This window comes from Bosea sp. 685, assembly GCF_031884435.1.
Classification (GTDB): Bacteria; Pseudomonadota; Alphaproteobacteria; order Rhizobiales; family Beijerinckiaceae; genus Allobosea.
In genome coordinates this window covers 3,431,873-3,455,498 of sequence record NZ_CP134779.1, presented here as the reverse complement: position 1 = coordinate 3,455,498, position 23,626 = coordinate 3,431,873, and the positions used below count along the sequence as shown (strand labels likewise).

General features: G+C 66.1%; 22 protein-coding genes. 9 read left to right on the top strand and 13 right to left on the bottom strand.

What is annotated here, in order from left to right:
- Nucleotides 1-83: 83 nt before the first annotated feature.
- A complete protein-coding gene (locus tag RMR04_RS17550; RefSeq protein ID WP_311909523.1) occupies nt 84-1,007 on the bottom strand; it encodes an IS5 family transposase in 924 nt (307 codons plus the stop codon).
- A gap of 718 nt (nt 1,008-1,725) precedes the next feature.
- Between RMR04_RS17550 and RMR04_RS17545 the strand changes: the two genes are divergently transcribed.
- The 3 genes from RMR04_RS17545 to RMR04_RS17535 all read left to right on the top strand — a co-directional run bounded on the left by RMR04_RS17545 (nt 1,726) and on the right by RMR04_RS17535 (nt 6,851).
- The gene (locus tag RMR04_RS17545; RefSeq protein WP_311909620.1) at nt 1,726-3,144 is read left to right on the top strand and encodes a porin; all 1,419 of its coding nucleotides are present in this window, start codon (nt 1,726-1,728) and stop codon (nt 3,142-3,144) included.
- Nucleotides 3,145-3,320: 176 nt separating this feature from the next.
- Nucleotides 3,321-5,678 (top strand): OmpA family protein, encoded by a 2,358-nt coding sequence (locus RMR04_RS17540; RefSeq protein ID WP_311909619.1) that lies wholly within the window; start codon nt 3,321-3,323, stop codon nt 5,676-5,678.
- A gap of 15 nt (nt 5,679-5,693) precedes the next feature.
- Nucleotides 5,694-6,851, top strand: a complete 1,158-nt coding sequence (locus RMR04_RS17535; protein WP_311909618.1) for a hypothetical protein — start codon at nt 5,694-5,696, stop codon at nt 6,849-6,851.
- A gap of 236 nt (nt 6,852-7,087) precedes the next feature.
- Here RMR04_RS17535 and RMR04_RS17530 read toward each other — a convergent pair whose 3' ends face one another.
- A complete protein-coding gene (locus RMR04_RS17530) occupies nt 7,088-7,981 on the bottom strand; it encodes an alpha/beta fold hydrolase (protein ID WP_311909617.1) in 894 nt (297 codons plus the stop codon).
- Between the two features lie 163 nt (nt 7,982-8,144).
- Between RMR04_RS17530 and RMR04_RS17525 the strand changes: the two genes are divergently transcribed.
- Nucleotides 8,145-8,861: a class I SAM-dependent methyltransferase gene (locus tag RMR04_RS17525; protein WP_311909616.1), complete on the top strand. Its 717-nt coding sequence runs from the start codon at nt 8,145-8,147 to the stop codon at nt 8,859-8,861.
- A gap of 113 nt (nt 8,862-8,974) precedes the next feature.
- On the opposite strand, the gene RMR04_RS17520 is transcribed toward RMR04_RS17525, so the two are convergent.
- The gene (locus tag RMR04_RS17520) at nt 8,975-11,116 is read right to left on the bottom strand and encodes a lytic transglycosylase domain-containing protein (protein WP_311909615.1); all 2,142 of its coding nucleotides are present in this window, start codon (nt 11,114-11,116) and stop codon (nt 8,975-8,977) included.
- A gap of 170 nt (nt 11,117-11,286) precedes the next feature.
- On the opposite strand from RMR04_RS17520, the gene dapA reads away from it, so the two are divergent.
- Entirely contained in the window at nt 11,287-12,180 is an 894-nt protein-coding gene (gene dapA, locus RMR04_RS17515; RefSeq protein ID WP_311909614.1) for a 4-hydroxy-tetrahydrodipicolinate synthase, read from the top strand.
- An 84-nt stretch (nt 12,181-12,264) separates the two neighbouring features.
- A complete protein-coding gene (gene smpB, locus RMR04_RS17510; protein WP_311909613.1) occupies nt 12,265-12,738 on the top strand; it encodes an SsrA-binding protein SmpB in 474 nt (157 codons plus the stop codon).
- A 221-nt stretch (nt 12,739-12,959) separates the two neighbouring features.
- On the opposite strand, the gene RMR04_RS17505 is transcribed toward smpB, so the two are convergent.
- The 3 genes from RMR04_RS17505 to RMR04_RS17495 form a co-directional block, all read right to left on the bottom strand.
- Nucleotides 12,960-13,586 (bottom strand): LabA-like NYN domain-containing protein, encoded by a 627-nt coding sequence (locus RMR04_RS17505; RefSeq protein ID WP_092164490.1) that lies wholly within the window; start codon nt 13,584-13,586, stop codon nt 12,960-12,962.
- A 141-nt stretch (nt 13,587-13,727) separates the two neighbouring features.
- The gene (gene pyrE, locus RMR04_RS17500) at nt 13,728-14,312 is read right to left on the bottom strand and encodes an orotate phosphoribosyltransferase (RefSeq protein WP_069691078.1); all 585 of its coding nucleotides are present in this window, start codon (nt 14,310-14,312) and stop codon (nt 13,728-13,730) included.
- Nucleotides 14,313-14,390: 78 nt separating this feature from the next.
- Nucleotides 14,391-14,750, bottom strand: a complete 360-nt coding sequence (locus RMR04_RS17495; protein WP_311909612.1) for a tautomerase family protein — start codon at nt 14,748-14,750, stop codon at nt 14,391-14,393.
- On the opposite strand from RMR04_RS17495, the gene RMR04_RS17490 reads away from it, so the two are divergent.
- Nucleotides 14,749-14,883 (top strand): hypothetical protein, encoded by a 135-nt coding sequence (locus RMR04_RS17490; protein WP_311909611.1) that lies wholly within the window; start codon nt 14,749-14,751, stop codon nt 14,881-14,883. The genes RMR04_RS17495 and RMR04_RS17490 overlap by 2 nt on opposite strands.
- Nucleotide 14,884: 1 nt before the next feature.
- A complete protein-coding gene (locus RMR04_RS17485) occupies nt 14,885-15,730 on the top strand; it encodes a LysR family transcriptional regulator (RefSeq protein WP_311909610.1) in 846 nt (281 codons plus the stop codon).
- Nucleotides 15,731-15,966: 236 nt separating this feature from the next.
- Here RMR04_RS17485 and era read toward each other — a convergent pair whose 3' ends face one another.
- The 4 genes from era to RMR04_RS17465 all read right to left on the bottom strand — a co-directional run bounded on the left by era (nt 15,967) and on the right by RMR04_RS17465 (nt 19,666).
- Nucleotides 15,967-16,911, bottom strand: a complete 945-nt coding sequence (era, locus tag RMR04_RS17480) for a GTPase Era (protein ID WP_311909608.1) — start codon at nt 16,909-16,911, stop codon at nt 15,967-15,969.
- Entirely contained in the window at nt 16,904-17,635 is a 732-nt protein-coding gene (gene rnc, locus RMR04_RS17475) for a ribonuclease III (RefSeq protein ID WP_311909606.1), read from the bottom strand. The genes era and rnc overlap by 8 nt, the downstream gene beginning before the upstream one ends.
- The gene (lepB, locus tag RMR04_RS17470) at nt 17,632-18,396 is read right to left on the bottom strand and encodes a signal peptidase I (protein WP_311915871.1); all 765 of its coding nucleotides are present in this window, start codon (nt 18,394-18,396) and stop codon (nt 17,632-17,634) included. The genes rnc and lepB overlap by 4 nt, the downstream gene beginning before the upstream one ends.
- A 133-nt stretch (nt 18,397-18,529) precedes the next feature.
- Entirely contained in the window at nt 18,530-19,666 is a 1,137-nt protein-coding gene (locus RMR04_RS17465) for a mechanosensitive ion channel family protein (protein ID WP_311909605.1), read from the bottom strand.
- A gap of 186 nt (nt 19,667-19,852) precedes the next feature.
- On the opposite strand from RMR04_RS17465, the gene aqpZ reads away from it, so the two are divergent.
- Nucleotides 19,853-20,545, top strand: a complete 693-nt coding sequence (gene aqpZ, locus RMR04_RS17460; RefSeq protein ID WP_311909603.1) for an aquaporin Z — start codon at nt 19,853-19,855, stop codon at nt 20,543-20,545.
- 131 nt (nt 20,546-20,676) lie between these two features.
- Here the strand turns inward: aqpZ and RMR04_RS17455 are convergent, their stop codons facing one another.
- The 3 genes from RMR04_RS17455 to RMR04_RS17445 all read right to left on the bottom strand — a co-directional run bounded on the left by RMR04_RS17455 (nt 20,677) and on the right by RMR04_RS17445 (nt 23,621).
- Nucleotides 20,677-21,750: a DUF2332 domain-containing protein gene (locus RMR04_RS17455; RefSeq protein WP_311909601.1), complete on the bottom strand. Its 1,074-nt coding sequence runs from the start codon at nt 21,748-21,750 to the stop codon at nt 20,677-20,679.
- Between the two features lie 10 nt (nt 21,751-21,760).
- A complete protein-coding gene (gene acpS / locus RMR04_RS17450; protein WP_311909599.1) occupies nt 21,761-22,174 on the bottom strand; it encodes a holo-ACP synthase in 414 nt (137 codons plus the stop codon).
- Nucleotides 22,175-22,358: 184 nt separating this feature from the next.
- Nucleotides 22,359-23,621: a 3-phosphoshikimate 1-carboxyvinyltransferase gene (locus RMR04_RS17445; RefSeq protein ID WP_311909598.1), complete on the bottom strand. Its 1,263-nt coding sequence runs from the start codon at nt 23,619-23,621 to the stop codon at nt 22,359-22,361.
- Nucleotides 23,622-23,626 lie beyond the last annotated feature (5 nt).

Genomic DNA, 23,626 nt, shown 5'->3' with positions numbered 1-23,626 from the left:
GGACTGATATTTTGACGGCGGATTGTTCGCCTGTGACGGGCGGTCTTCAGCGGTTGGCTTGGAGAGCTCGCAGTCGACCTGGTTCAGCCGCCTGCGATGATGGTGGCGCGCCGGAGATTGTAGACGGTTGCGAAGGCAATCAGGTCTGCGGTGTTGGCGACGAACGAGTGGCATCGCGTCCGGGCTTTGCCATAGAGGCGCTTCATGGCGCTGAAGACAGCTTCGACGGGAGCGCGGCGGCGCGCGATCAGGGCGTTGCGGCGCTGCAGCCAGCGCGGCAGGACAGCGATGTGCTTGTGCCGGCGATGCATGATCCGGTCCTTGATGCCCAAGGCCTTCAGGGCGGCGCGCTGGGCCTTGCTCTCATAGCCGCGATCGGCATAGACGGCGGCCTCGTCGCCGCTGACGAGCCCTGGGGCCATCTCGACGTCCTGTATCCGCGCCGAGGTCACGAGCGCCGTGCGGATCAGGCCCGAGCCCTCGTCGACGCCGACATGCAGCTTGTAGCCGAAATGGGCCTTGCCGTTCTTCTTGCCCCAGTCGGCGCCGGGTTCACGGGGGTGGCCCTTGCCCAGCCCGGCTTCGCGTGACGGGGCAGCATGCGTCGCCTGAACGATTGTGGCGTCGAGCAATGTGCCCTTCTTCAGGATCAGACCCTTGGCCGAGAGCTGCGCGCCGATCTCGGCAAAGCAGGCCTCGAGCACGCCCGCCTGCGCTGCCGCCAGCCGAAAGCGGCACAAGGTCGTCTCGTCGGGCGTGCCGCCATCGAGCGCAAACCCGCAGAAACGTCGAAACGACAGCCGGTCCAGCAGCGCCTCCTCCAGGCCGGGATCCGACAAATCGTAAAGCGCCTGCAGATAGAGCGCCTTGAGCATCGCAAGCGGCGCGTAAGGCGGCCTGCCCGTCTCAGCCTGGCGCAGCTTGCCGGCCAAGGGCGCCAGCCGATCCCACGCGATCAGCCCATCGATCTTCGCAAGCTTCGCGTTCGCACCCAGGCGTGGGTCCAAAAACGCCTCAGCCAAAGACATCTGATCCGACATGCCGATCACCCCGCCGCACCCGAGCGAAGTGAATCAGCAATCAAACCTCAACGCCAGGGCCCTTTCGCAGAGAAATCCATCCGGGAGAAGGGGAGAGGCGTCGCGGCAGCGGCGAAGGCGCGGGGAACCCTTCTCCCGGATGGGAGAAGGGCAGGGATGAGGGTGTGCCGCTGATTATTGAGGTTCGACGGAGCCGCAGCACCTCCTATTGAGAGGGCACACCCTCATCCGGCGCTCCGCGCCACCTTCTCCCATCCGGGAGAAGGGAAGAAGCGTCGTGCCCTCACGACCGGGAATCACCGCCAGCCCTCATCGAATGGCCTCGCGCCTACCCGGAATGCGATTCTACCCGTGCAGACCCGCTGAAAGGCCGATCCGGGCGGTCACGGTTAAGGGTTGGTAAATTTCGGCCCTCAAAGCGTGGCGCTCCTGCAACACCGGGTTCCAAAGCACCCCCCCGGACCTCTCGGCGGCGTGATCAAGGTTGATCGGCAATCCGGCATTCGTATGGTGAACCTGCGTCGGGACATTCCCGGTCGCTGTTTTTCGTCTTCGCCTCTGAATGGTTCAGGGACGCGGGCGAAAGGCCGGGAATAGGTAAGCTGGCGGTTTGGTCTCCTGGGGCCTGCTGCCGAGAAAGCGAACCGAAACCCGAGGGTCTCGAAACTCATTTTGGAGGTTACCAATGAAGCTCGTTAAGAGCCTCCTCCTCGGTTCTGCCGCCGGTATCGCCGCGGTTGCCGGGGCTCAGGCCGCCGATCTTCCCTCGCGGAAGGCCGCTCCGGTCGAATACGTTCGTGTCTGCTCCACCTACGGCGCGGGCTTCTTCTACATCCCGGGCACGGAAACCTGCCTGCGCGTCGGTGGTCGTGTTCGCGCTGAATACGGCACCATGGAGCGCTTCGCTCGTTCGCAGGACGGCTACGGCTTCCGCGCTCGCGGTCGTATCAACATCGACGCCCGCACCGCGACTGCCTATGGCACGCTGCGCACCTTCGTTCGCTTCGAGATGACCAACTCGAACGGCGTCTACGGCCAGTCCTTCAACGGCAACGGCGCTTATGCCGGCGCTACTCGTGGCGGCGCTGCCGGCACGTTCAACACGCTTGCGTCAGCAGCGGGCGCGGCTGCGGGCAGCAACGCCAACAACGGCCAGTTCACCTACAACCTCGACAAGGCCTTCATCCAGTTCGGCCCGATCACCGCTGGTCGCGCTCAGTCGTTCTTCGACTTCTACGCTGACGACCTGAACTACGGCGTCATCCGCGGTTCGGACCTTGCCTCCAACCTGATCGCCTACACCGCGACCTTCGGTTCGGGCATTTCGGCGACGGTGTCGTTGGAAGATCGTTCGGAGCGTGAAGTCAGCAACGGCATCACCACCAACATTGCCGGTGTCTCCAGCGCGACCCTCGGCGGCCAGACCATCCCGGACGTTGTTGGTAACATCAACATCACCCAGGGCTGGGGCTCCGCTCAGCTGTCGGGTGCGCTTCTTCAGCGCAACACGACTGGCCCGATCGGCACCACCGGCTTCGGCTCCGGCACCAACCTGTCGAACGACGACCAGTACGGCTTCGCCGTTCAGGGCGGCGTCAAGATCAACCTGCCGATGCTCGCCGCTGGCGACTATCTCTGGTTGCAGGCTGCTTACGCTGAGGGTGGTCTCTCCTACCTCGGTTACGGCGGTCAGGGTCAGGGTTCGACCTGGGGCTCGACGAGCCGCGCTGGCCGCATCTCGATCACCAACTCCGACGTTGCTCTCGACGCGATCGGCAAGGCTCACCTGACCAAGGGCTACGCCCTGACCGCGGGTCTGCTGCACTACTGGACCCCCACGATCCGTCAGGGTGTCTATGGTTCGTACTCCAAGCTGGACTACAGCGCGGCTGTTTCGACCCTCGACCCGCGCGAAATCCGCGTCGGCACCAACCTGATCTGGTCGCCGGTCGCCGGCCTCGACATCGGTGTGGAAGTCCTCTACGCCCGCGTCGAAGCTGCCAAGCGCGTCGCAGCCTACACCGCCGACCAGGCGTTCACGGGCCGCACGATCAAGGCCGACGACACCTTCCAGGGTCGTGTTCGCATCCAGCGCGATTTCTGATCGGTTTTCCGATTGGATCGAGAAGCCCCGGGGAAACCCGGGGCTTTTTTTTGTTTGTTCAGCGTGGGTTAAGGCAAGAAGCTTGACAGAACCCCATGATCCGGCCTGACTTGAGGGCAGGGTGACCGTGCGCAACCAAAGCGTGCAGGTCCGGGCTGGCTGCGGGGATTTCGAGGATGGGGCAACCGCTGCGTTGGCTTTGGGGTTTGGCGCCGCTCGCCTTGCTCTGGGGCATGGGCAACCTCGCTCTCGACGATGCCATTCAGCACGATGTCGGCAACCGCGCGATGCTGGCCGCAAGTTCGGCGGCGGGGCAGGCGCCCGGCGCGCGGCCGATCGTGGCGCAAGTCGTCGGCCGCGACGTCTCGATCGGCGGCGAGGCGCTCTCTGCTGATGGCGCGGCCAAGGCCATGGCGCAGCTGCGTTCGGAATTCGGCGTGCGCCGAGCGCTCGGCGGCTTGTCGCAGGCTGTGGCGCAACGACCCTATAGCTGGTCGGCGACGCGCCAAGCCGGCGTGGTCACGCTCAGCGGCTCCGTGCCCGATGAAGCCACGGCCACGGCCAATGTCGCAGCAGCTGGTGCTGCTCTGCCCGGTATGCGGATCGAGGATCGCCAGAGCCTCGCCTTCGGCGCCCCAATGGGCTTTGCCGAGATGACCAGGACCGTGCTCGCGGAATTGCCGAAGCTGTCTTCAGGCAAGGTCGCGCTGGATGATGGCCGCTTCTGCATCGAGGGCAGCGCCGATACGCCGGACGCCTTCCTGGCCCTGAAGAACGCTTTGCCCAATCTGGCGAAGGGCGGCTTCCAGCCCGTCGATTGTGCACTCGAGCCGCCGGTGGTCGCACCCTATCGCTGGAGCGCGGAACGCGCGGCCGATGGTTCCGTGGCGGTCACCGGTTCTTATCCATCCGAGGATGTCCGGCGTCAGCTCCAGGCGCTGCTGCGCCGCAGTTTTCCTGAGCCGACGCCGCTCAACGATCTGACCAAGCCGGCGCTCGGCGCGCCCGCTGCCTTTCCAGCCAAGGCGACACGCGCGATCGGCGATCTCGCCCGGCTGCGCAACGGCAAGGCAGAACTCATTGGAGACGCTTATGAATTGACAGGTGCAGGCCCCGACAGTTTCGAAGCCTGCCAGGCCTTGCGGCTGCTCGTCGCCCAGCTTGATGGACCGGATTCCGTCGCCAAGGCGACGATCGCATGCCCACCCGCACCACCGCCTGAGCCAGTTCCGGTCCCGGGGCTTCCCGTTCCGGCCGCGCCCACACTGACGCCCGGGGCGACAAGCGCGCCGCCGGCAAGCCCGTCGACAGGCTCGGCCGCCGACGCAACCTCAGGGGCGGTACCAGGGAGGGCACAAGGATCGGCTCAACCTGCGACCGCTGTGCCTGCCGTGCCGGCTCCGGCTCCCGTTATACTGCGCTGGCAGGCTGAGAAGAGCGAGCAAGGCTTGGTCGTCACCGGCCTGGTGCGCGATGAGGCCACCCGCGCCGCCTTGCACGCAGCTTCCGGTCTGGCAAATGCCGGCCCGCTCGATGATCGCACGACAGTGGAACCCAACCTCGTGGCGACGCCGGACTACGCTGCCGCGACGGGCTTCGCCTTCGCGCTTCTGCGCAATATGACGCGCGGCACGGTCTCGCTCGACCGTTCGGAGCTCGCTTTGTCTGGCGAGGTCGCGGATGAGGCGGGCTTGCGCGCCCTGGAGGCGGCGCTGGCCCGGCAACCGATGCCTGCCGGCCTCAGCCTCAAGGCCGGGACCGCTGCTGGCGCCTTCGCGGTCCGGCCCTATGGGCTGCGGCTCACGGTCGACAAATCCGGCGTCTCGCTGACGGGATATCTGCCTGATGCGCGCTCCCGCGAGGATCTGCTGGCGCTGGTCGAGGCATCGTCGCTGCGCGGCAAGGTCAGCGATTCGACCACGCTCCTGCCGGGTGCGCCCGCGGGCTTCACGGCTGCGGCGCATGCCGCGTTGGTCAACCTGCTGCGGCTCGATCTCGGTTCGGCCAGCCTCAGCGAGGAGGGCGCCGTCATCCAGGGTCTGACCTGCCGCGACCTGATCAAGAGCGAGGTCGAGACCAGCGCGGCCACCGCGCCGGGGCCTCTCAAGGTTTCCGCCTCCGTCGGCTTGCGCCAGACGGGCTGCGTCATCGACCCGCCCAACACCTGCCAGAACGACCTGGACGCCTTGACCAAGCGCAACACCGTGCTGTTCGGCCAGGGCACCGCCGTGGTCCCGCTTGACCCCACGACCGAACGGGTCGTCAGCGAGGCCTTCGCGATCCTGAAACAGTGCCCGGCCTCGCGCATCACCATCGAGGGGCACGCCAATCGCGACGGCGAGGGGCGCGGCTTCAACAATCTCGACCTGTCCGAGCGCCGGGCCTTGCGCGTGCGCGACGAGCTCGTCCGGCGCGGCATAGACCCGGCTCAACTGAGCGTTGCCGGCTTCGGCACGGAAAGACCGCTGGTGCCTCACGGCGCCCCCGATGCGCGGGTGATGAACCGGCGCGTTCAGTTCACGGTCGCGAAATAGAGGCTGTCAGGGGCTATGCTGTATCTCGCCACGCAATTCGCCTGGTTCCTGCTCGCGGCTTTCGCGCTCGGCCTCGTCATGGGCTGGATCAGCCATGACGGCGGCAGGCTCTGGAGCGGCAAGCTGAGCTATCTCCTGGGTGTCTGGCTCGCGGTCGCCGCCTTGACCTGGTCGCAGACGCTGAACGGCGTTCTGGCGCTCTGGCTTGAGAGCGCGCTGCTCTTCATCGCGGTCTATGTCGCCGGCTGCCTGCTCGCCAGCCTCCTGCGCTCGGCGTGGGAGCCGCGGGCTACCGAGGAGGCTGCCCCGCGCGATTCTGGCGAGATGCCCAAGCTCGGAGGCGCGAATGTCGCGCCCGTATCGATGCCGAACGATGCGACGCTTATCCTGCCTGCGAAACCGGTCGTCGATGACGGCAAGACCGATGACGGCAAGGTTGATGACGGCAAGACGGTCCTGAAGGGCATCAAATCGATCCGCGAGGCCAATAAGGACGTGCCGAAAGTCGAGGGTGAGGACGCCATTCCCGGAGAGCGGCCGGCCGGGCTGGCCGCCGCGCGCTCCGAGACCCCCGACGACCTCAAACTGATCAAGGGCATAGGCCGGCAGAACGAAGGCCGGTTGCATGGTCTCGGCATCTGGCATTTCGACCAGATCGCCGCCTGGAGCGCGCAAAACGTCGAATGGGTCGGCGGCTATCTCGCCTTTCCCGGCCGGATCGAGCGCGAGGATTGGGTCGGGCAGGCCAAGGCGCTGGCTCGGGGCGCCGAGACCGCGTTCGCCAAGCGCGTCCGGGCGGGCGAGGTCTCATCCTCCCGTGACGACGGCTCGCATGGTCAGGGCAATGTCGCGCCGCTATCCGAGGGCAGCTTCGAAGGCGAGCGGCCGAAGAACCTCCTGACGCAAGCCCGCGACGGCAAGGCCGACGATCTGACACTGATCAAGGGCATCGGCCCCACTATTGCGGCTGATCTCAACCGTCTCGGAATCTGGCATTTCGACCAGATCGCGGCGCTGCGCGAGCCGGAGATGCGCTATGTCTCGGCCTTCGCCAGTGTGCCTGGCAAGGGGCTCGCGGAGAATTGGCGCGAGGATGCCGATATCCTCAGCCATGGCGGCGAGACCGCGCATTCGCGGGCGGTGAAGGCCGGGCGGCCGACGCCCGGAAGCTGACGCGCTCAGAGGTCTCTCTGAGATCCATCGAGAGATATCAAGGACGTCTGACCGCTCGCTATCACCCGCGCCGTCATTCCGGACAAGCCGCGCAGCGGCGCAGATCCGGAATCCATCGGAGGGCTCCGGAACTCTACGATGGATTCCGGGTCTCCGCTTTGCTGCGCCCGGAATGACGGCGCTTGGGTGATCAACACAGAGCCATTGAAATCATCGGGCTCATTTCAAACAGTCCCTCAAGCCGCCAGCCGCTCGGCCCGGTTGATCAGTTTCCCGATCCGCCGAACCATGTCCTTGGGGCCGAGCAGCGGGGCATGGCCCTGTCCCGGCGCGACGAAGATCTCGCAGTCGGGATGGCGCTCGCCCATCTCCTTCAGGGTCTTCTCGGCCAGAAGATCCGAATTTTCGCCGCGGATCGCCAGCAGCGGCACGCCGTTCAGCCCGGCGAAATAGTTCCACAGCACCGGCAGCGGCGCTTCCAGGTCGAGCTCCTCCAGAACCTTCATCAGATTGGGGTCGTAGTCGGGCACGAGCCGGCCGTCGCGCTCGGTCCAGGTGCGGCGCGCCATCATCTCCCATTCCGCCTCGCCGAAGCGCGGAAACTGCTGGTCCGAGAGGCGCTTGAGGATCTCCGCTCCCTCGCTGAAGCTGCGCGGCAGCGGCAGCTTTCCGACATAGCCCCGGATCCTGAGCAGGCCGCGCGCATCGATCACCGGGCCGACATCGTTGAGCACCGCGCCTTTGATCAGAGCCGGCCGCGCCGCTGCCAGCGCCATGGTCAGGAGCCCGCCGCGCGAGGTGCCGACGAAGACGGCGTTCTCGATACCGGCCGCCGTCAGGACCTGCATCAGATCGTCGAGCTCGACCCGGATATCGTAGTTCTTCCAGTCCTTGTCGTAAGCCGACAGGCCACGCCCGCGATAATCGAGCGCCAGTACGCGCCGGGGTTTGTCCGCATCCTGCGATAGGGCCAGAGCGAGCTCATGGGAGTCGGCGGCGGTGCGGGCAAAGCCGGGCAGGCAGACCACCGGCAAAGCCCGTGAGGCGAGGGGGCCATAATCGCGCGCATGCAGCTTGAGCCCGTCGCGGGCGCTGATGAAGAGGGAGGAGAAGTCGGCTTGAGTGGTCATACGCTCTCTTGGCGGGCCAGATCGTGGCGCAGCTAATCATGGATTCCCTCGCGTTCAAACGCTGGGAAGAATTCACACGCTCGGGAGACATGCGCCGCCCGGCCTTGCGCCGGTTCGGCAAGCGCGCGATGCCGAGTGCCGCTCCAACCCGCCGGACGAAACGATGACGACGCCACCGCCCGAATCGACGCAGAAATTCGACCCCAGCCGGGCCGCCGAGTATCAGGTCCAGAGCCGTATCGGCCTGGCCGGCTATGATGCCTGCCATGAGCTCTCCGCCTGCATGCTCGCGGCGACGCTTGGAGCGGGCAGGCCGGCGCAAGTGCTGGTCGTGGGCGCGGGCGGCGGGGCGCAGGAGATCGTCTGCGCCGGCGCGCTGGAGCCGGACTGGCGCTTCACCGCCGTCGATCCGTCGCAGCCCATGCTGGACCTGGCGCTTGCGCGGCTGCGCGAGCACGATCTTCTGGGGCGGACCGAGATGCGCCTCGGCTATGTCGCGGATCTGCCTTTGGAGCTGCGCTTCGACGCCGTCACGCTGATCGGCGTGCTGCACCATCTACCGGGCGATGCCGCCAAGCGCGATATCCTCAACGCTATCGCCGCGCGATTGAAGCCGGGTGCGCCCTTGATTCTTGCAGGCAACCGCTACGCCTATGCGAGCGAGCCGCTTCTGCTCGCGGCCTGGGGCGAGCGCTGGCGCATGTTTGGCGCAGCCCCCGAAGAGGTTCAGGCGAAGCTCGGCAAGATCCTCCAGGGCGCCGACCCGCCGCGCTCGGAGGCCGAAGTCGCTGGCCTGCTCGGCGAGGCGGGATTCGACGCGCCGAACTGGTTCTTCTCCAGCCTGTTCTGGGGCGCCTGCATCGCGCGCAAGCGGGCATAGGAGCGACGCTGCTAGAGCGTTTTCGAGCGAAGTGGCTGCCGGTTCGCGTGAAGAAAACGCGTTAAAACAAAGAGCTAGAGCAATTGAACGATCCGATCGGATCGGAAATTGTTCTAGTCGGCCCGCTTGCCACCTCGCTTCAGGTCGTAATCGATCAGATAGGCGGTGCGCTGGTCGAGCCGCTGGCGGTAGACCTGCAGGTTCTCCATCACCCGCTGCACATAGTTGCGCGTCTCCTGGAACGGGATGCGCTCGACCCAGTCGACGGCGTCGACCTGCGGGTCGCGCGGATCGCCATAGGCGGCGATCCACTTCTTCACATTGCCCGAACCAGCATTATAGGCCGCGAAGGTCAGGATGTAGGAGCCGCGCCAGTCCCTCAGCAGGTCGTTGAGATGGGCCGCGCCCATCTGGGCCGAATAGAGCGCGTCGCGGCCCAAGCGCGGCCAGTCGAAGGGCAGGTTGGCGCGCCTTGCCGTTTCGCGCGCGGTCGCGGGCATCATCTGCATCAATCCGCGCGCGCCGGCATGCGATTCCGCGGTGGGGTCGAAGGCGCTCTCCTGGCGGGCGATGGCGTGGACGATGGCGCGCTCCATCGGATCGCCCAACACCGGAAAATCCGGCACGCCGAAGGTCGGAAATGCGGCGCTGTCGAGCGGAAAGCCGCGCTGCAGGGCCTGTTTGCCGATCGCGAGCAGCGATTTCGCATCGCCCTCGCGCTTGGCGATCGCCGCCACGGCCTCCAGCGCCGGCGTGGTATAGAGCCGTTGCGCGAGGTCGCCGAGCATGATCGTGGCAAGGTCGCGCGCTCCGATCCGATAGAGCAATTGTACGCCCTGATGCCCGGGCAGGGGGCCGAGCGCCACGGAGGCCGAGCGCCGCAGCGGCAGATCGGGCAGGCCGAGCCGGGCGCGGGCGAGCTGACCATAATAGGCGACGGGGTGTTCGGCGGCGCGCTCATAGGCGGTGCGCGATACATCCTCCTTGCCCAGCGCCTCGGCGGCGCGGCCCTCCCAATAGGCGGCGCGCGACACCGAAATCGGCGTCTCCGCCAGCTTGCCGGCCTCGATGAAATGCTTCAGCGCGGTCGCGGCATCCATGCGGAAGCGCAGGGCGATGAAGCCGGCATGCCATTCAGCGTCGATGCGCGCGACGGTACTTTCCGCGCCATGTCCGGCTACGACCTCGTAAGCCTTTGCGGCGTCGCCGGCGTCGAGCAGCTGGCGCGCGATCAAGCGGCGCTCCGTCCACCATTCGTCACCATCGCCGAGCAGGTTGGGGTCGCGCGGAACCTTGCCTAGTGCCTTGGCAGCCTCGACCGGCTTGTCGGCTCGCCTTGCCTGCTGCGCCTGCAGGAAGGCAAAGGAGATATCGCCCTTCAGCGAGGCCGGCACGGAGGCGATCTGGGACGCCGGGAGCGGGCGTCTTTCCCGGGCGCTGGCGAGCCTGACGCGGGCAAGCGTGACGTAATCAGCCGACACGCGGGCGGCGTTGCGCAGCGCCGCCATGGCGTTCTCGCGGAAGAGATAGCGCTCCGTGCGCAGCCTGTGATCATCCCGGCTGAGGATGTCGCCGAATTCGGCGAGCACCACGGTCTCCAGTGGCTGGCCGAGATGGTCCTGCCGCCAGAGCTGGCGGATCAGCGCGGTCGCGTCGTCGCTCTGCCCTTCCGCCTTGAGCGCCAGCGCCAGCGCCACGCGCCCGGCCGGGCCGACCGGCCGCTGCGCGTAGAAGAAGGCGCGGATCGTGGCCGCGTCCTTTTTTTCCGCGATCAGCGCCTCCTCGGCGCGGCGACGGAACTGCGTCGTGGCGGGATAGTTGGGGTAGGCCTGGAGAAAGGCGTTGAGCCGCGCGAACGGGATCGCGTTGGCGCCTGAGCGGATCGCGACCCATTCGAGCAGGGCCCTCGCCGTGCGGTCGTCGATCGCGGCTGCGATCGCGTCGCCCTCGGGCAACGCGCCGCGCCTGTAGGCGGCGACCGCCGCCTTCACGGCATCCAGGCCGGCGCCGGCCTCTAGCCGCAATTGCGCATCGGGGTAGGGCGGCAGCGCCGCCGTGGTCTCGACATCGACAGCAAGCAGGCGCGGCTGTTGCGCGCGCTGCTCGCCATCGTCGCCGGCCAGCGCTGCTGTCACAGGAAACAGCGCCGGAATGATCAGCCAGGCCAAGTGCTCGCGGACAGAGCGCCTTCGGACAGAGCGCTTGCCGGCAGAGTTCTTGCGGACAGAGCGCTGGCAGGCGAGAGGCGAGGCCATCGCAGGCTCCTTGAAGGGGCGCTTGACCTGCGATGGTGGGCGATGGCGGTTTATGAAGCCTTAACCATGAGGACCACGCTTTTTGATGGGTTGCCGGCTTTGCCTGTGGCGGCTGAGGGTTTATGTCTGTCGGCCCTTCGATTGGACCTCCGCGTCAGGACGCCGCGCTCATGACCAAGCACACTGCCTTCACCGGTTCGCTTCCCGCGCTGGTGACGCCGTTCAAAGCCGGCAAGATCGACGAGGAGGCGCTGCGCGCCCTGGTCGAATGGCAAATCGAGAGCGGCAGCTCGGGCCTGGTGCCCGTTGGCACCACCGGCGAGAGCCCGACGCTCTCCCATGACGAGCACAAGCGCGTCGTCGAGATCGTGGTCGCGCAAGCGAAGCGCCGCGTGCCGGTGATCGCGGGCGCGGGCTCCAACAACACGCATGAGGCGATCGACCTCGCCGTCCATGCCGAGAAGGCCGGCGCCGACGCCGTGCTGGTGGTGACGCCCTATTACAACAAGCCGACCCAGGAGGGCATGTATCAGCACTTCAAGGCGGTGAACGATGCGGTCGGCATTCCGATCATCATCTACAACATCCCGCCGCGCTCGGTGGTCGATATGTCGGTCGAGACCATGACGCGGCTCTACGAGCTGAAGCATATTGCCGGCGTCAAGGATGCGACGGCCAATCTCGCCCGCGTCTCGCAGCAGCGCCATGCCATGGGCGCGGATTTCATCCAGCTCTCGGGCGAGGACATGACGGCGCTGGCCTATATGGCGGCCGGCGGCCATGGCTGCATCTCGGTCGTCGCCAATGTCGCGCCCAAGCTCTGCGCCGATCTGATGGTGGCGGCGCTCAAGGGCGATTATGCCGGTGCGCTGAAGCTCCAGGACCGGCTCGTGCCGCTGCATGACGCCGTCTTCAAGGAGCCGGGTCTGGCCGGCGCCAAGCACGGCTTGAAGCTGCTCGGCCGCATCGAGGAGGAGCTGCGCCTGCCGCTGCTGCCGGTGACGGCGCCGACGGGCAAGATCATTCGCGACGCCATGGTTTTCGCCGGGCTCCTGAATGCTTAAGTAGGGCAATCGGCAGTCGGCAGTCGGCAGTCGAGGGGGCGCAGCCCCACTGCCTACTGCCCACTGCCCACTGCCGGAGTTCCCATGAACAAGCCCGATCCCGATCGCTACAAGCTCGCCGCGGACAATCGCAAGGCGCGCTATAATTACGAGATCATCGAGACGCTCGAGGCCGGCATCGCCTTGCAGGGCACCGAGATCAAATCGCTGCGTGGCGGCAGGGCGACGATCGGCGAGAGCTATGCCGGCCCTATGGGCACCGAACTCTTCCTGTTCAACGCCCATATCCCGGAATATCTTGAGGCGAACCGCTTCAACCACAACGTCAAGCGGCCGCGCAAGCTGCTGCTGCATCGCCGCCAGATCAACAAGCTGATGGGCGCGATCCAGCGCGACGGCTACACGGTCATCCCGCTGAAGGTCTATTTCAACGAGAAGGGCCGGGCGAAGGTCGAGCTCGGGCTGGGGCGCGGCAAGAAGCTGCACGACAAGCGCGAGACAGAGAAGAACCGCGACTGGAACCGCGACAAGGCCCGGATCATGAAGGCGGGTGGGTGAAGACCTTCTCCCAGCCATCTCGGGCTTGCCCGAGATGGGCAACCAAAGTGTCAAAGTCGGCAACAGCCGACTTTGATGCGGGAGAAGGTGGCAGCGCGAAGCGCTGACGGATGAGGGAAGAGCCTCAACCCCAAAACAAGAAAAGGGCCGCTTGCGCAGCCCTTCCCTCATCCGTCTGCTTCGCAGCCACCTTCTCCCCCAAGGGGAGAAGGAAGAAGCCTTCACCCCTCGACGGCCTCGTCGCCCTGGCGGATGCCGTAGCGCCGCTCCAGGCCGGGGTTTCCGGGTGTTCCAGGCGCGCTTGGCCCGCGCGCGGAGCGCTCCGACGGGTCGCGCCCGATCTTCTGCATCAGCTGGGCGAGATCGAGGAAATCGTCGCATTGCCGGCGCAGTTCGTCGGAGACCATCGGCGGGTTGGTCGCGATCGTGGAGACCACTGAGACCTTCACGCCCTTGCGCTGTACCGCCTCGACCAAGGGCCGGAAATCGCCATCGCCCGAGAAGAGGTAGATCTGGTCGAGATGCGGCGCGAGCTCGAGCATCTCGATCGCCAGCTCGATGTCCATATTGCCCTTGACCCGGCGGCGGCCAGTGGCGTCGGTGAATTCCTTGGCCGCCTTGGTGATGACGCGGTAGCCATTGTAGTCGAGCCAGTCGACCAGCGGGCGGATCGAGGAATACTCCTCACTCTCCACGAGCGTGGTGAAATAGAAGGCGCGGATCAGGTTGCCGCGCCCCTGGAACTCCTTGAGCAGGCGGCGATAATCCATGTCGAAGCCGAGCTGCTTCGAGGTCGCGTAGAGATTGGCGCCGTCGATGAAAAGCGCGATACGCGGGTCGGCTGCCATGGCAATCACTCCTGCCTGAAATGTCTTTGAATGCTCAGAATCAAAATAAATCGCGGTCTAACAATGTCGAATAAGGGCTGATTTGCCGGCAATTTATAATCTGTCATGTGGCGTCTCGCCGCAGCCGGGCGAGGCGCAATATCAGGCGCTCAGGCCGCGGCTCCCCGGCTTGACCGCAGGGATGGCGGCAAGCTCCGGCGGCAGCGCGTCGGGCGCGTAGTCGGGAACATCGAGCTTCATCAGGCTGACCAGTTGGACGCCGAGATCGGCGCGGCCGGCCGAGCGGTCGACGAGACAGGCCGCGCCCAGGATCGTGCCGGGTTCGCCGGCGATCGAGGCCAGGCATTCGCGCGAGGAGAGCCCGGTCGTGACGATGTCTTCGACCATGACGACGCGCGCGCCCTTGGGGATGGAGAAGCTGCGCCGCAGCTTGAACTGGCCGTCCTCGCGCTCGACGAAGATCGCCTTGGCCTTCAGATGGCGCGCTGTCTCGTAACCCGGCACGATGCCGCCCACCGCCGGCGAGACGACGTAATCGACAGTCCCGAAAGCGGCTTCGATTTTGGCGGCGAGCGCCTTGCACAGCCGCTCGGTCCGCACCGGATCCTGGAAGATGAACATCTTCTGCAGGTAGACCGCGCTGCGCCGGCCCGAGGACAGGATGAAATGCCCGTCGAGCAGCGCGCCGGCATCACGGAATTCGGCCAGAACGTCGTCGTCGGTCATCGCTCGCGCCTCGCTGAAAAAACCCCGCGCGTCTTTGCGTCGGATCGGGCGCGGTTGCAAGGCGCGCCCGCGCTATCCTCACACATATTGCGCGATACCGGCTCCGAACGACCAGTTCTCGCGCGCCGTCTCAATGAGGTTGATGAAGATGTCGTCGGGGCGCAGTCCCGGCTCGCGGCGCAGGTTTTCGGCGATTTTGGCGAACAGAGCCTTCTTCTGCGTGACTCCCCGCGAGTTGTTGACGGTGATCTGGATGATCACCAGCGCATCCGAGCGCGCAAAGCCGAAATAATTCGCGGCATAGATGAACTCGTCGGCCTCATGCTGGTGGATCAGGGCGAAGAGGTCGTTCTCAGGGACCTCGAAGGTCTCGCGCAAGGCACGGTAGACGCCGTCGACAATGGCGGAGGGCTCGGAGGCCGGGCGGCCGCGTCTCATGGAAATGCGAATCAAGGGCATGGCGGTGGTTCCTGTGCAGGCGGCGCGGATGCGCCGTGACAGGAAGCTAGGCTTGTTTATCAAATCTGAAAACCGTATCAATGTGTATATCAAAGATACGGATTTATCATGATATGAGTCCTGCCCTCGATATCGACGCCGTCGCGGCCTTCCTCGGTGCTGCCGAGTTCCGCAGTTTTACCCGTGCGGCGCAGGCGCTCGGCACCACGCAATCCCTCGTCAGCGTCCGGGTGAAGCGCCTGGAGGAGACGCTCGGCCGCCTGCTGCTGCAGCGGCATCCGCGCCTGGTGCGGCTGACCGCGGAGGGCGAGCGCTTCCTGCCCGCCGCACGCGATCTGATGGCTGCGCATGAGCGTGCACGCGAGGCTTTCTCGGACGCGCGCGAGCGCATCGCGATCGGCATCAGCGAGCAGGCGGTGGGAGCAGACGCGCCGGCGCTGCTGGCGCGCCTGGTCGGGCATGATCCGCGCTGGCTGATCAGCCTGCGCATCGAGGCTTCGGCTGTGCTGGAGGAGGCCTTCGAGCGCGGCGAACTCGATGTCGTGGTGCTGCGTCGCCTTGGTTCCGGCCGGACCGGGGAGGTTCTGCGCCACGATGCTTGCGGTTGGTTTGCGGCACCCTCGCTGACCCGGTTGCCGGGCGAACCGCTGCCGGTCGTCTCGCTGATGGTCGAATGCCGCCTGCGGCGTCATGCGGCGCTGGCGCTGGACCGTGCCGGCGTCGCGTGGCGCGAAGCTTTCATCGGCGGTGGCATGGCCGCCGTAAAGGCGGCAGTTACAGGCGGGCTCGGCGTTTCACCGCTGGCGGCGCGGATCGCACCGGCCGGCGCCGTGGATGTCGGGCCGGAATGGGGGCTGCCGGCACTCGGGGACTCGGAGGTGGTATTGCGCAGCAATGTCGCGTCGCCGCGTGGGAACGCGCTCGTCAGGGAGCTGGCGGCGGCCTTCCGCGGGCGCTGAGGCTAGGAGCCGGATGATTCATCCGGGGGCCGGGGCCGGGATCCGAAGCACGTCATGGTCGGGCTTGACCCGACCATCTCGAAAACCAGAGTGCGCTGGTCATGAGATTCTCGGGGCAAGCCCGAGAATGACGCCCTGACGGCGCGGATGGTGGCGAGCGATCGGAGGCCTTTGATGTCGCTCGATTCAGTTCAGGCCAGGCTCTGCGGGAAGGGCGCTTGCAACAGTGCGAACCTTCAGCCCTTCGGAAACTCCAGCCCCATCTCGCGATAGCGCTCCGGATCGTCGCTCCAGTTCTCGCGCACCTTCACGAACAGGAAGAGATGGACCTTGGCCTCGGCGGCTTCGGAAATCTCGACGCGCGCCTTCTGGCCGATCGCCTTGATGGTCTGGCCGCCCTCGCCGAGCACGATCTTCCGCTGGCCCTCGCGCTCGACATAGATCGTCTGCTCGATACGCACTGAGCCGTCGGGCCTCTCCTGCCAGCTCTCGGTCTCGACAGTGGAGCGATAGGGCAATTCGTCATGCAGCCGCTCGAAGATCTTCTCGCGCGTGATCTCGGCGGCGAGGAAGCGCAAAGGCGCATCCGAGATCTGATCTTCCGGATAGAGCCAGGGGCCGAGCGGCAGCCGCGTTTCCAGCCAGGCCAGGACGTCCTTGACGCCGTAGCCGGTCAGCGCCGCGATCATGAAGGTGGCCTCGAACCGGCCGAGCTCGTTCACCTGGGTGGTGATCTGGAGCAACTTTTCCTTCGCCACCAGGTCGATCTTGTTGAGGATCAGGAATTTCGGCTGTTTCAGCTCGGCGAGCTTCTCCAGCAGGCGGGTGTTCTCCTCATTATCGAAGCGCTCGACATCGATCAGCACGCCAATCAGGTCGGCATCGGTCGCGCCGCCCCAGGCGCTCGTCACCATGGCGCGGTCGAGCCGGCGCTTGGGCGCGAAGATGCCGGGCGTGTCGACGAAGATCACCTGCGCCACGCCCGACAGCGCGATGCCGCGCACCTGCGTGCGCGTCGTCTGCACCTTGCGCGAGACGATCGAGACCTTTGCGCCGACGAGCTGGTTGAGCAGCGTCGACTTGCCGGCATTGGGCGCGCCGATCAGCGCCACAAACCCGCAGCGTGTGGGCCGAGTCTCCAGGGGGGATTTCTCCTGGGGGGATGGTCCCGCCTCAGCCATTGTCGCTCTCCATGGTTTCGCTCCAGAGGCCGTCGCGCCTCAGGAAGGCCTCTGCCGCCGCCTGCTCGGCCAGCCGCTTGGACGGGCCCTGCGCTTCGGCGTCGTCCAGGCCGGTGATGCGTACGGCGACACGGAAGACCGGGGCGTGGTCCGGTCCCGTGCGGCCGCGCTCGCTATAGGTCGGCGTCGGGTAGCCCTGGCCCTGCGCCCATTCCTGCAGCGCCGTCTTGGCGTCGCGCAAGGGGCGGACCGGCTTCAGCAGGCGCTCGCCGAAGGCACGCTCGACGAGGCCGCGCGCCGCCTCGTAGCCGCCATCGATGAACACCGCCCCGATGATCGCCTCGCAGGCATCGGCCAGGATCGCCTTGTTCTTGCGCGCCCCGCCGAGGATCTCACCCTCGCCGAGCCGCATGAACTGGCCCAGATCCCAGGCCAGCGCCACCTCGGCGCAGGTCTCCTTGCGCACGAGATCGGCCAGCCGGCGCGACATGTCGCCTTCTTCGGCGAGAGGGTAACGCCGAAACAGCATGTCGGCTACGCTCAGTCCCAGGACGCGGTCGCCGAGAAATTCCAGGCGCTGATAGCTGCCCAGGCGCGGCCCGTCGGCGCTCATATGGGTCAGCGCCGTGATCAGCAAAGCGCGATCGGCGAAGACATGGCCGAGCGCCGTCTCCAGCTTCGCCAGGTCCGGCGTCTTGCGCCCGCCTTCTCCCGGCTTGCTCACTTGATCGCGCTGAACAGGCGGTTCCAGCGAACCGTCCAGGGCCATTCCCAGACGCGCCAGGCCGAGGCGCCGTCCTCGATCGAGAAGAAGATGATCTCGGCGCGGCCGACGAAGTTCTCGAAAGGCACGAAGCCGACGCTGCGGTCGCGCGAGTCGAGCGAATTGTCGCGGTTGTCGCCCATCATGAAGAAATGCCCCGGCGGCACCAGGAAGACGGGGGTGTTGTCGAAGGTGCCGGTGTCGCCCTCGCGCTCGATGATCTCGTGGCTGACCCCGTTGGGCAAGGTCTCGCGATACTGGATGACCGGCGTGCTGCGGCCCCAGTTATCGGTGGTGACATAGTCGGCGATGCGCTCGCGCTTCACCGGCACATTGTTGATGTGCAGGATGCCGTCGATCATCTGGATGCGGTCGCCCGGCAGGCCGATGACGCGCTTGATGTAGTCGGTGGAATTGTCGCTCGGCAGCTTGAACACGGCGATGTCGCCGCGCTTGGGCTCGGCCGCCCAGACGCGTCCGTCGAACAGCGGCGGGCTGAACGGAATCGAATGCTTGGAGTAGCCATAGGTATATTTCGAGACGAACAGGTAATCGCCGATCAGCAAGGTCGGGATCAACGAGCCGGACGGAATGTTGAAGGGCTGGAACAGCAGCGTGCGGATGACGAGCGCGATCAGCAGCGCCTGGACGACGACCTTGATCGTCTCGAGAACGCCGCCTTCCTCCTTGGCGCCCTTGTCTCGGGCCGCTTTGCTCTTGATGTCGGCGTCGTTGGCCACGCGGGCGCTCCTGGTTCGGCTTGCAATGCGCGGTCTAGCGGAATGTTGCGCTGCGGACAACGGCGGCCACCAAGGCCCTGCAAGTCCGCCAGCGCGCATTGAGGGCCAATAACGGCTATTCGGCGGCGTGCCGCGCAATGACTGCATTGGCGGGACCAGGTGGTTCGATCGACCTGGCTTCCGCGCGCAGGCGCGGCAATGAGCGGGGATGCTCGCGCTGCAGGAAGGCGATCAGCTTCTCGCGCACCTCGCAGCGCAGGTCGAAGGCGCGCGGCGAGGTGCCGGCGCTGACCAGGATGCGGACCTCCATCGTCGATTGCCGGAAATCCGTCACCTGGACATTGACTACGCGCCGGTCCCACAGTGTCGAGCCGTTGGCTATTTCCTCGACCTTGGCGCGCAGCACGTCGATCGGCGTCTCGTAGTCGAGATAGAGCATCACGGTGCCGATCAGCGCAGCATTGTCGCGCGTCCAGTTCTGGAACGGCTTCTCGATGAAATAGCTCAGCGGCAGGATCATCCGACGCCAGTCCCAGAGCCGTATGACGACATAGGTCGAGGTGATCTCCTCGACATTGCCCCATTCGCCCTCGACCAATAGCGCATCGTCGATGCGGATCGGCTGCGTCACGGCGAGCTGGATGCCGGCGAAGATGTTCTTCAAGACAGGTTGGAGCGCCAGGCCGATGACGATGCCGGCCGCACCCGCCGAGGCGAGCAGGCTGACCCCGTATTGCCTGACGCCGTCGAAGGTCATCAGCGCGGCCGAGAGCGTCACGATCACGATCGCGAAGTCGCCGACACGCTGGAGGATGCGGGTCTGCGTCACATGCTTACGCGCCAGGAGATTGTCGTCGGCATCGAGCTTGAAGCGGCGCAGATAGACCGTCGTCCAGACCTGCAGCGCGGTCTTGGCGATCCAGCCCACCAACGCCACGAAGCAGACCAGCAGGATCTGGCGGATCAGGACCGCTTGACCCTCGCTTAGCGGGGAGACGCTCGCGGCGAAGCCGAGCGCGACCGTGATCACGGCGAAACGTGTCGGCCCGTGCGTGCGCGAGACGAGCGAGCGCCAGAACAGGTCCATCCCGCTGACGAGCCGCGTCAGGATGGCGAAGGCCGTCCTATGCGCCAGCAGGGCAAACGCCACCGCAAGGGTGAAGGCCCCAAGGCTGATCAGCCAGGGCGGCAGAAGCGCAAGCGGCATGCTGAGCCAAGTCGCGGCCTGGCTCCAAGTCGCGGCTTGGTTCATTGTCGCGGCTAGGTCCATTCACACCCCTGTTGAGTCCGCAAATCGCCGGCCCGTTCTTGCTGCAACGCAGCACGGTGCGGGAGGTTCAATCTCCGCGCTGGAAGCAGGGCAACGCTATGGCTGCGTCGATTGACCGCACCAACTCCAGGATGCAGCATGCCGGGGCTGATTCTTGGGGGAAATGCCATGAACACGAAGAAGTATGTCGCTGAAGCGATCGGTACTTTCTGGCTGACATTCGCGGGCTGCGGCAGCGCCGTCATCGCTGCTGGATTTCCACAGGTCGGGATCGGGCTGCTCGGTGTCTCGCTGGCCTTCGGCCTCACGGTCGTCACCATGGCCTATGCCGTCGGCCACATCTCCGGCGGCCATTTCAACCCAGCCGTTACGATTGGGCTCGCGGCGGGTGGGCGTTTCCCGGCAAGCCAGATCCCGCCCTATGTCGTGGCCCAGGTGGTCGGCGGCATCGCGGCGGCGGCACTTCTCTATGTGATTGCCAGCGGCGCGCCGGGCTTTGATGTCTCGAAGGGCTTTGCCTCCAACGGCTATGGCGACCATTCGCCCGGCAAATACAGTCTGGTCGCGGCTCTGGTGGCCGAATTCGTGCTGACGGCGGTCTTCCTCTTCGTGATCTTCGGTGCGACCAGCAAGCAGGCTCCCGCCGGCTTCGCACCGCTCGCGATCGGTCTGGCCCTGACGCTGATCCATCTGGTCAGCATCCCGGTAACCAACACCTCGGTGAACCCGGCGCGCAGCACGGGGCCGGCCTTGTTCGTCGGCGGATGGGCCCTGTCCCAGCTTTGGCTGTTCTGGGTCGCGCCGGTCCTCGGCGGCGCCTTCGGCGGTATCCTCTACCGCTGGCTGAACGACGAGACGTGAGGAACGGCTGGTCCTGACGCCGTTACAGCATCAGACCGAATATCGCGTTCGGACTGATGCTGCAGGGCTTTGTTTTTGCGTCGGCTTGCTCCGAAAACCGGTTCCCACTTTTCGGGCCGATACTTTGAGCCTCAGGACCACGCCACCCAGCGGCCGTGGAAATCGGCCCGGGCTATCTCGCGCTCCGTGCCATCAGGCCAGGTGGTCAGCGTCACGGCGGCGCCCTCCTTGCCGCCATCGGCCTCCATGCGGAGCCAGGCGAGGGGACGTTCCAGGCTGGCGGCTTCGCCAGCCTTCTGCATTGCACCCGCGATGCGCTCCTTCGTCGTCTCCGGCATGTATTGCCACATGATGCTGTGCATCAGCACACGCGTCAGGCCCGCCTCGGCGGGCTCCGCGAGGCACGCCTCGACCCAGGCTGCTGCATCGGCCCGTTCGACCCGCCACGGCATCCCGGCGGCGAAATCGAAGGCCGCTTCGGTCGTCTCCACCCGCGCACTCTGGTCCGGCCAGATATAGGACAGCACCCGCTGCCGGTCGCGGTCCGAGGCCGCATCGAGCGGGTTGAGATCGCAGGCGCGCCGCGCCACGACCGCGAGCGGCGTCGCAAGCTCGGGTGCGCCGCCGCGCCATTCGCTGCGGATCACGACACCGGAGCCCGCTTGGCCGTAAGCGGTTGTTCCCAGTTCGTAACGATAGTGCTCGAAGCCGAGATTGAGCCCGGCGCTCGCGCCGATCTCGAGCAGGCTCAGCGGCAGGCCGAATTCGCGCGCGATGATCAGCCCGCCGCCGAGCAGGGCGGAGCTGCGCCGGACTTCGTTGGTCTGCGGGGCGCTGTCGAGATAATCGTGCAGGAAGGCGTCATGGCTGGCGATCGTCCGCGCCAAGGCGTGCCAGAGCGCTTCTCGATCGCCATGCCTGGGCGGATAGACCTCTTGCAGTGCCGGAACCTGCTCGCTCCGCGCCAATGCGTTGAAGGCTCCCGCTGCCCGCAGCGCCAGCGCGTCGGCTCGCGCATTGCCCGGCCAGCCCAGGACGCGCCGGCCAAACCGGCTGGAGTGGTCGAGGCGGCTGCCCAGCAGATCGCAGAGCTCGGCTATGAAGGGGGAGCCGAGTTCCCGGCAATATCCGGCCTGATCGCGAAAATTGCGCCTGGCGTCCGCTTCCGTAGTGCCCGGCGCCTCCATTGGCGAAGACGGCTGCATCGGCGTCCTTTCAGGCGGAGTTCGCGGCCTTCGCACGGGCTTCGATCACCACGAAGGCCTGGGCCATTGGCGGGTCGTCGGTCAGCGAGACATGGATGACCGCCTCATGGCCGGGCGGCGTCATTGCCAGGAGCCGCTCGGCGGCGCCGCCGGTCAGGCGCAATGTCGGCCGTCCGCCGGGAAGATTGATGACCTCCATGTCGCGCCAGAACACGCCGGCCCGCATCCCGGTTCCAAGCGCCTTGGAGCAGGCTTCCTTCGCGGCGAAGCGGCGCGCATAGGAGGCGGCCCGCGTCGCCCGCCGATCCGATTTCAGGCGCTCGCCCTCGGTGAAGACGCGATGGGTGAAGCGCTCGCCGAACCGCGAAAGCGATTTCTCGATGCGGGTGATGTCGCAGAGGTCGGAGCCGATGCCGAGGATCATGCCCCGGATTTAGAGCAGGATGCGAAAAAGTGGAAACCGGTTTTTCGCAATCGATCCTGCTCTCACTCTGAGATGAGAGACGGATTCAGATTTCAGCTGGGATCACCAAGTGATCCCAGCTGAAATCATCCGGCTCTCGGGCAGGATGCGAAAAAGTGGAAACCGGTTTTTCGCATTGATCCGTCTAGCCGTCGAAGGCGACGCCGAGCGAAGCGAGAGCCTGCCAATAGTCGGGATAGGTCTTGGCGACGCAGCCCGCATCCAGAATGGTGATGCCGTGCAGCTTCAATCCGGCCAGGGCAAAGCTCATCGCGATGCGGTGATCGGCATAAGTGTCGATCGAGGCCGGCAAGGTCCGCCCGGCCAGTGTCGGATCGGACGCCACGAGCAGGTCGTCGCCTTCTTCACGGCCGAGGCCGGGCAAGATCCGGGACAGGCCGGCAGCGAGCGCAGCGACCCGGTCGCATTCCTTGACGCGAAGATTGCCGATGCCGGTGAAGCGCACCGGCGTCTCGTTGAAAGCGGCGAGCACCGCCAGGGTGGGCACGGCATCCTGCATCTGCGATCCGTCGATGATCGCGGGAAGGCGAGGGAAGCTGGCAATGACGTCGTAAGCCCGGGCATCCGGCTGCGTGAAGGCTGCCGCTGTCATTCCGAGGTCTATCGCACCATTGGTCAGCGCTTCGGCTGCCCAGAGATAGGTTGCCGCCGAGGCATCGGGCTCGATCGCGAAATCCACGGCGCGGTAGCCGGTCGGCGCGACCCGCCAGCTGGAGGCGTTGGGACGGTCGATCTGCGCGTCGAAGGCCTCCATCGCCGCAAGCGTCAGCTCGATATAGCCGCGTGCGCCGATATCGTCGCCGGCGAGCACGACATCGACAGGGCCCGAGCCGCAGGCGGCCATCATCAGGAGCGCGGAGACATACTGGCTGGAAAGGCCGCCATCGATCTCGACGCGACCAGCCTCGAAACCGCCCGTGCCGCGAATCGTGACAGGCGGACAGCCGGTCTCGGAGGTCGCGTCGATGCCCAGCGAGCGCAGCGCGGTCAGGAGCGGCTTGATCGGCCGCTTGCGCATATGCTCGTCGCCGTCGATCACGACCCGCCCGTCGACCAGGGCCGCGGCCGCTGCCAGAAAACGCGTCGCGGTGCCGGCATTGCCGAGGAAGAGCGGCGCGGCAGGCTCCCGCAAGCGGCCGTCTCCGGTCACGGTGAAGCTGGTCTCGTCGGGCTCCGCGATCGTGACCCCCATGGCGCGCAAGGCTTCGGCCATGTAGCGCGTATCGTCGCTCTTGAGCGCGCCTGTGAGATGGCTGGTTCCCTTCGCCAGGGCAGCCAGCAGCAAGGCGCGATTCGTGATCGACTTCGAACCAGGCGGGGCGACGCGACCGCGCAAGGGATGGCTCGGCGGAATGATCGTGAGGCTGTGCCGGTCCCGATCGGTCATCGTTT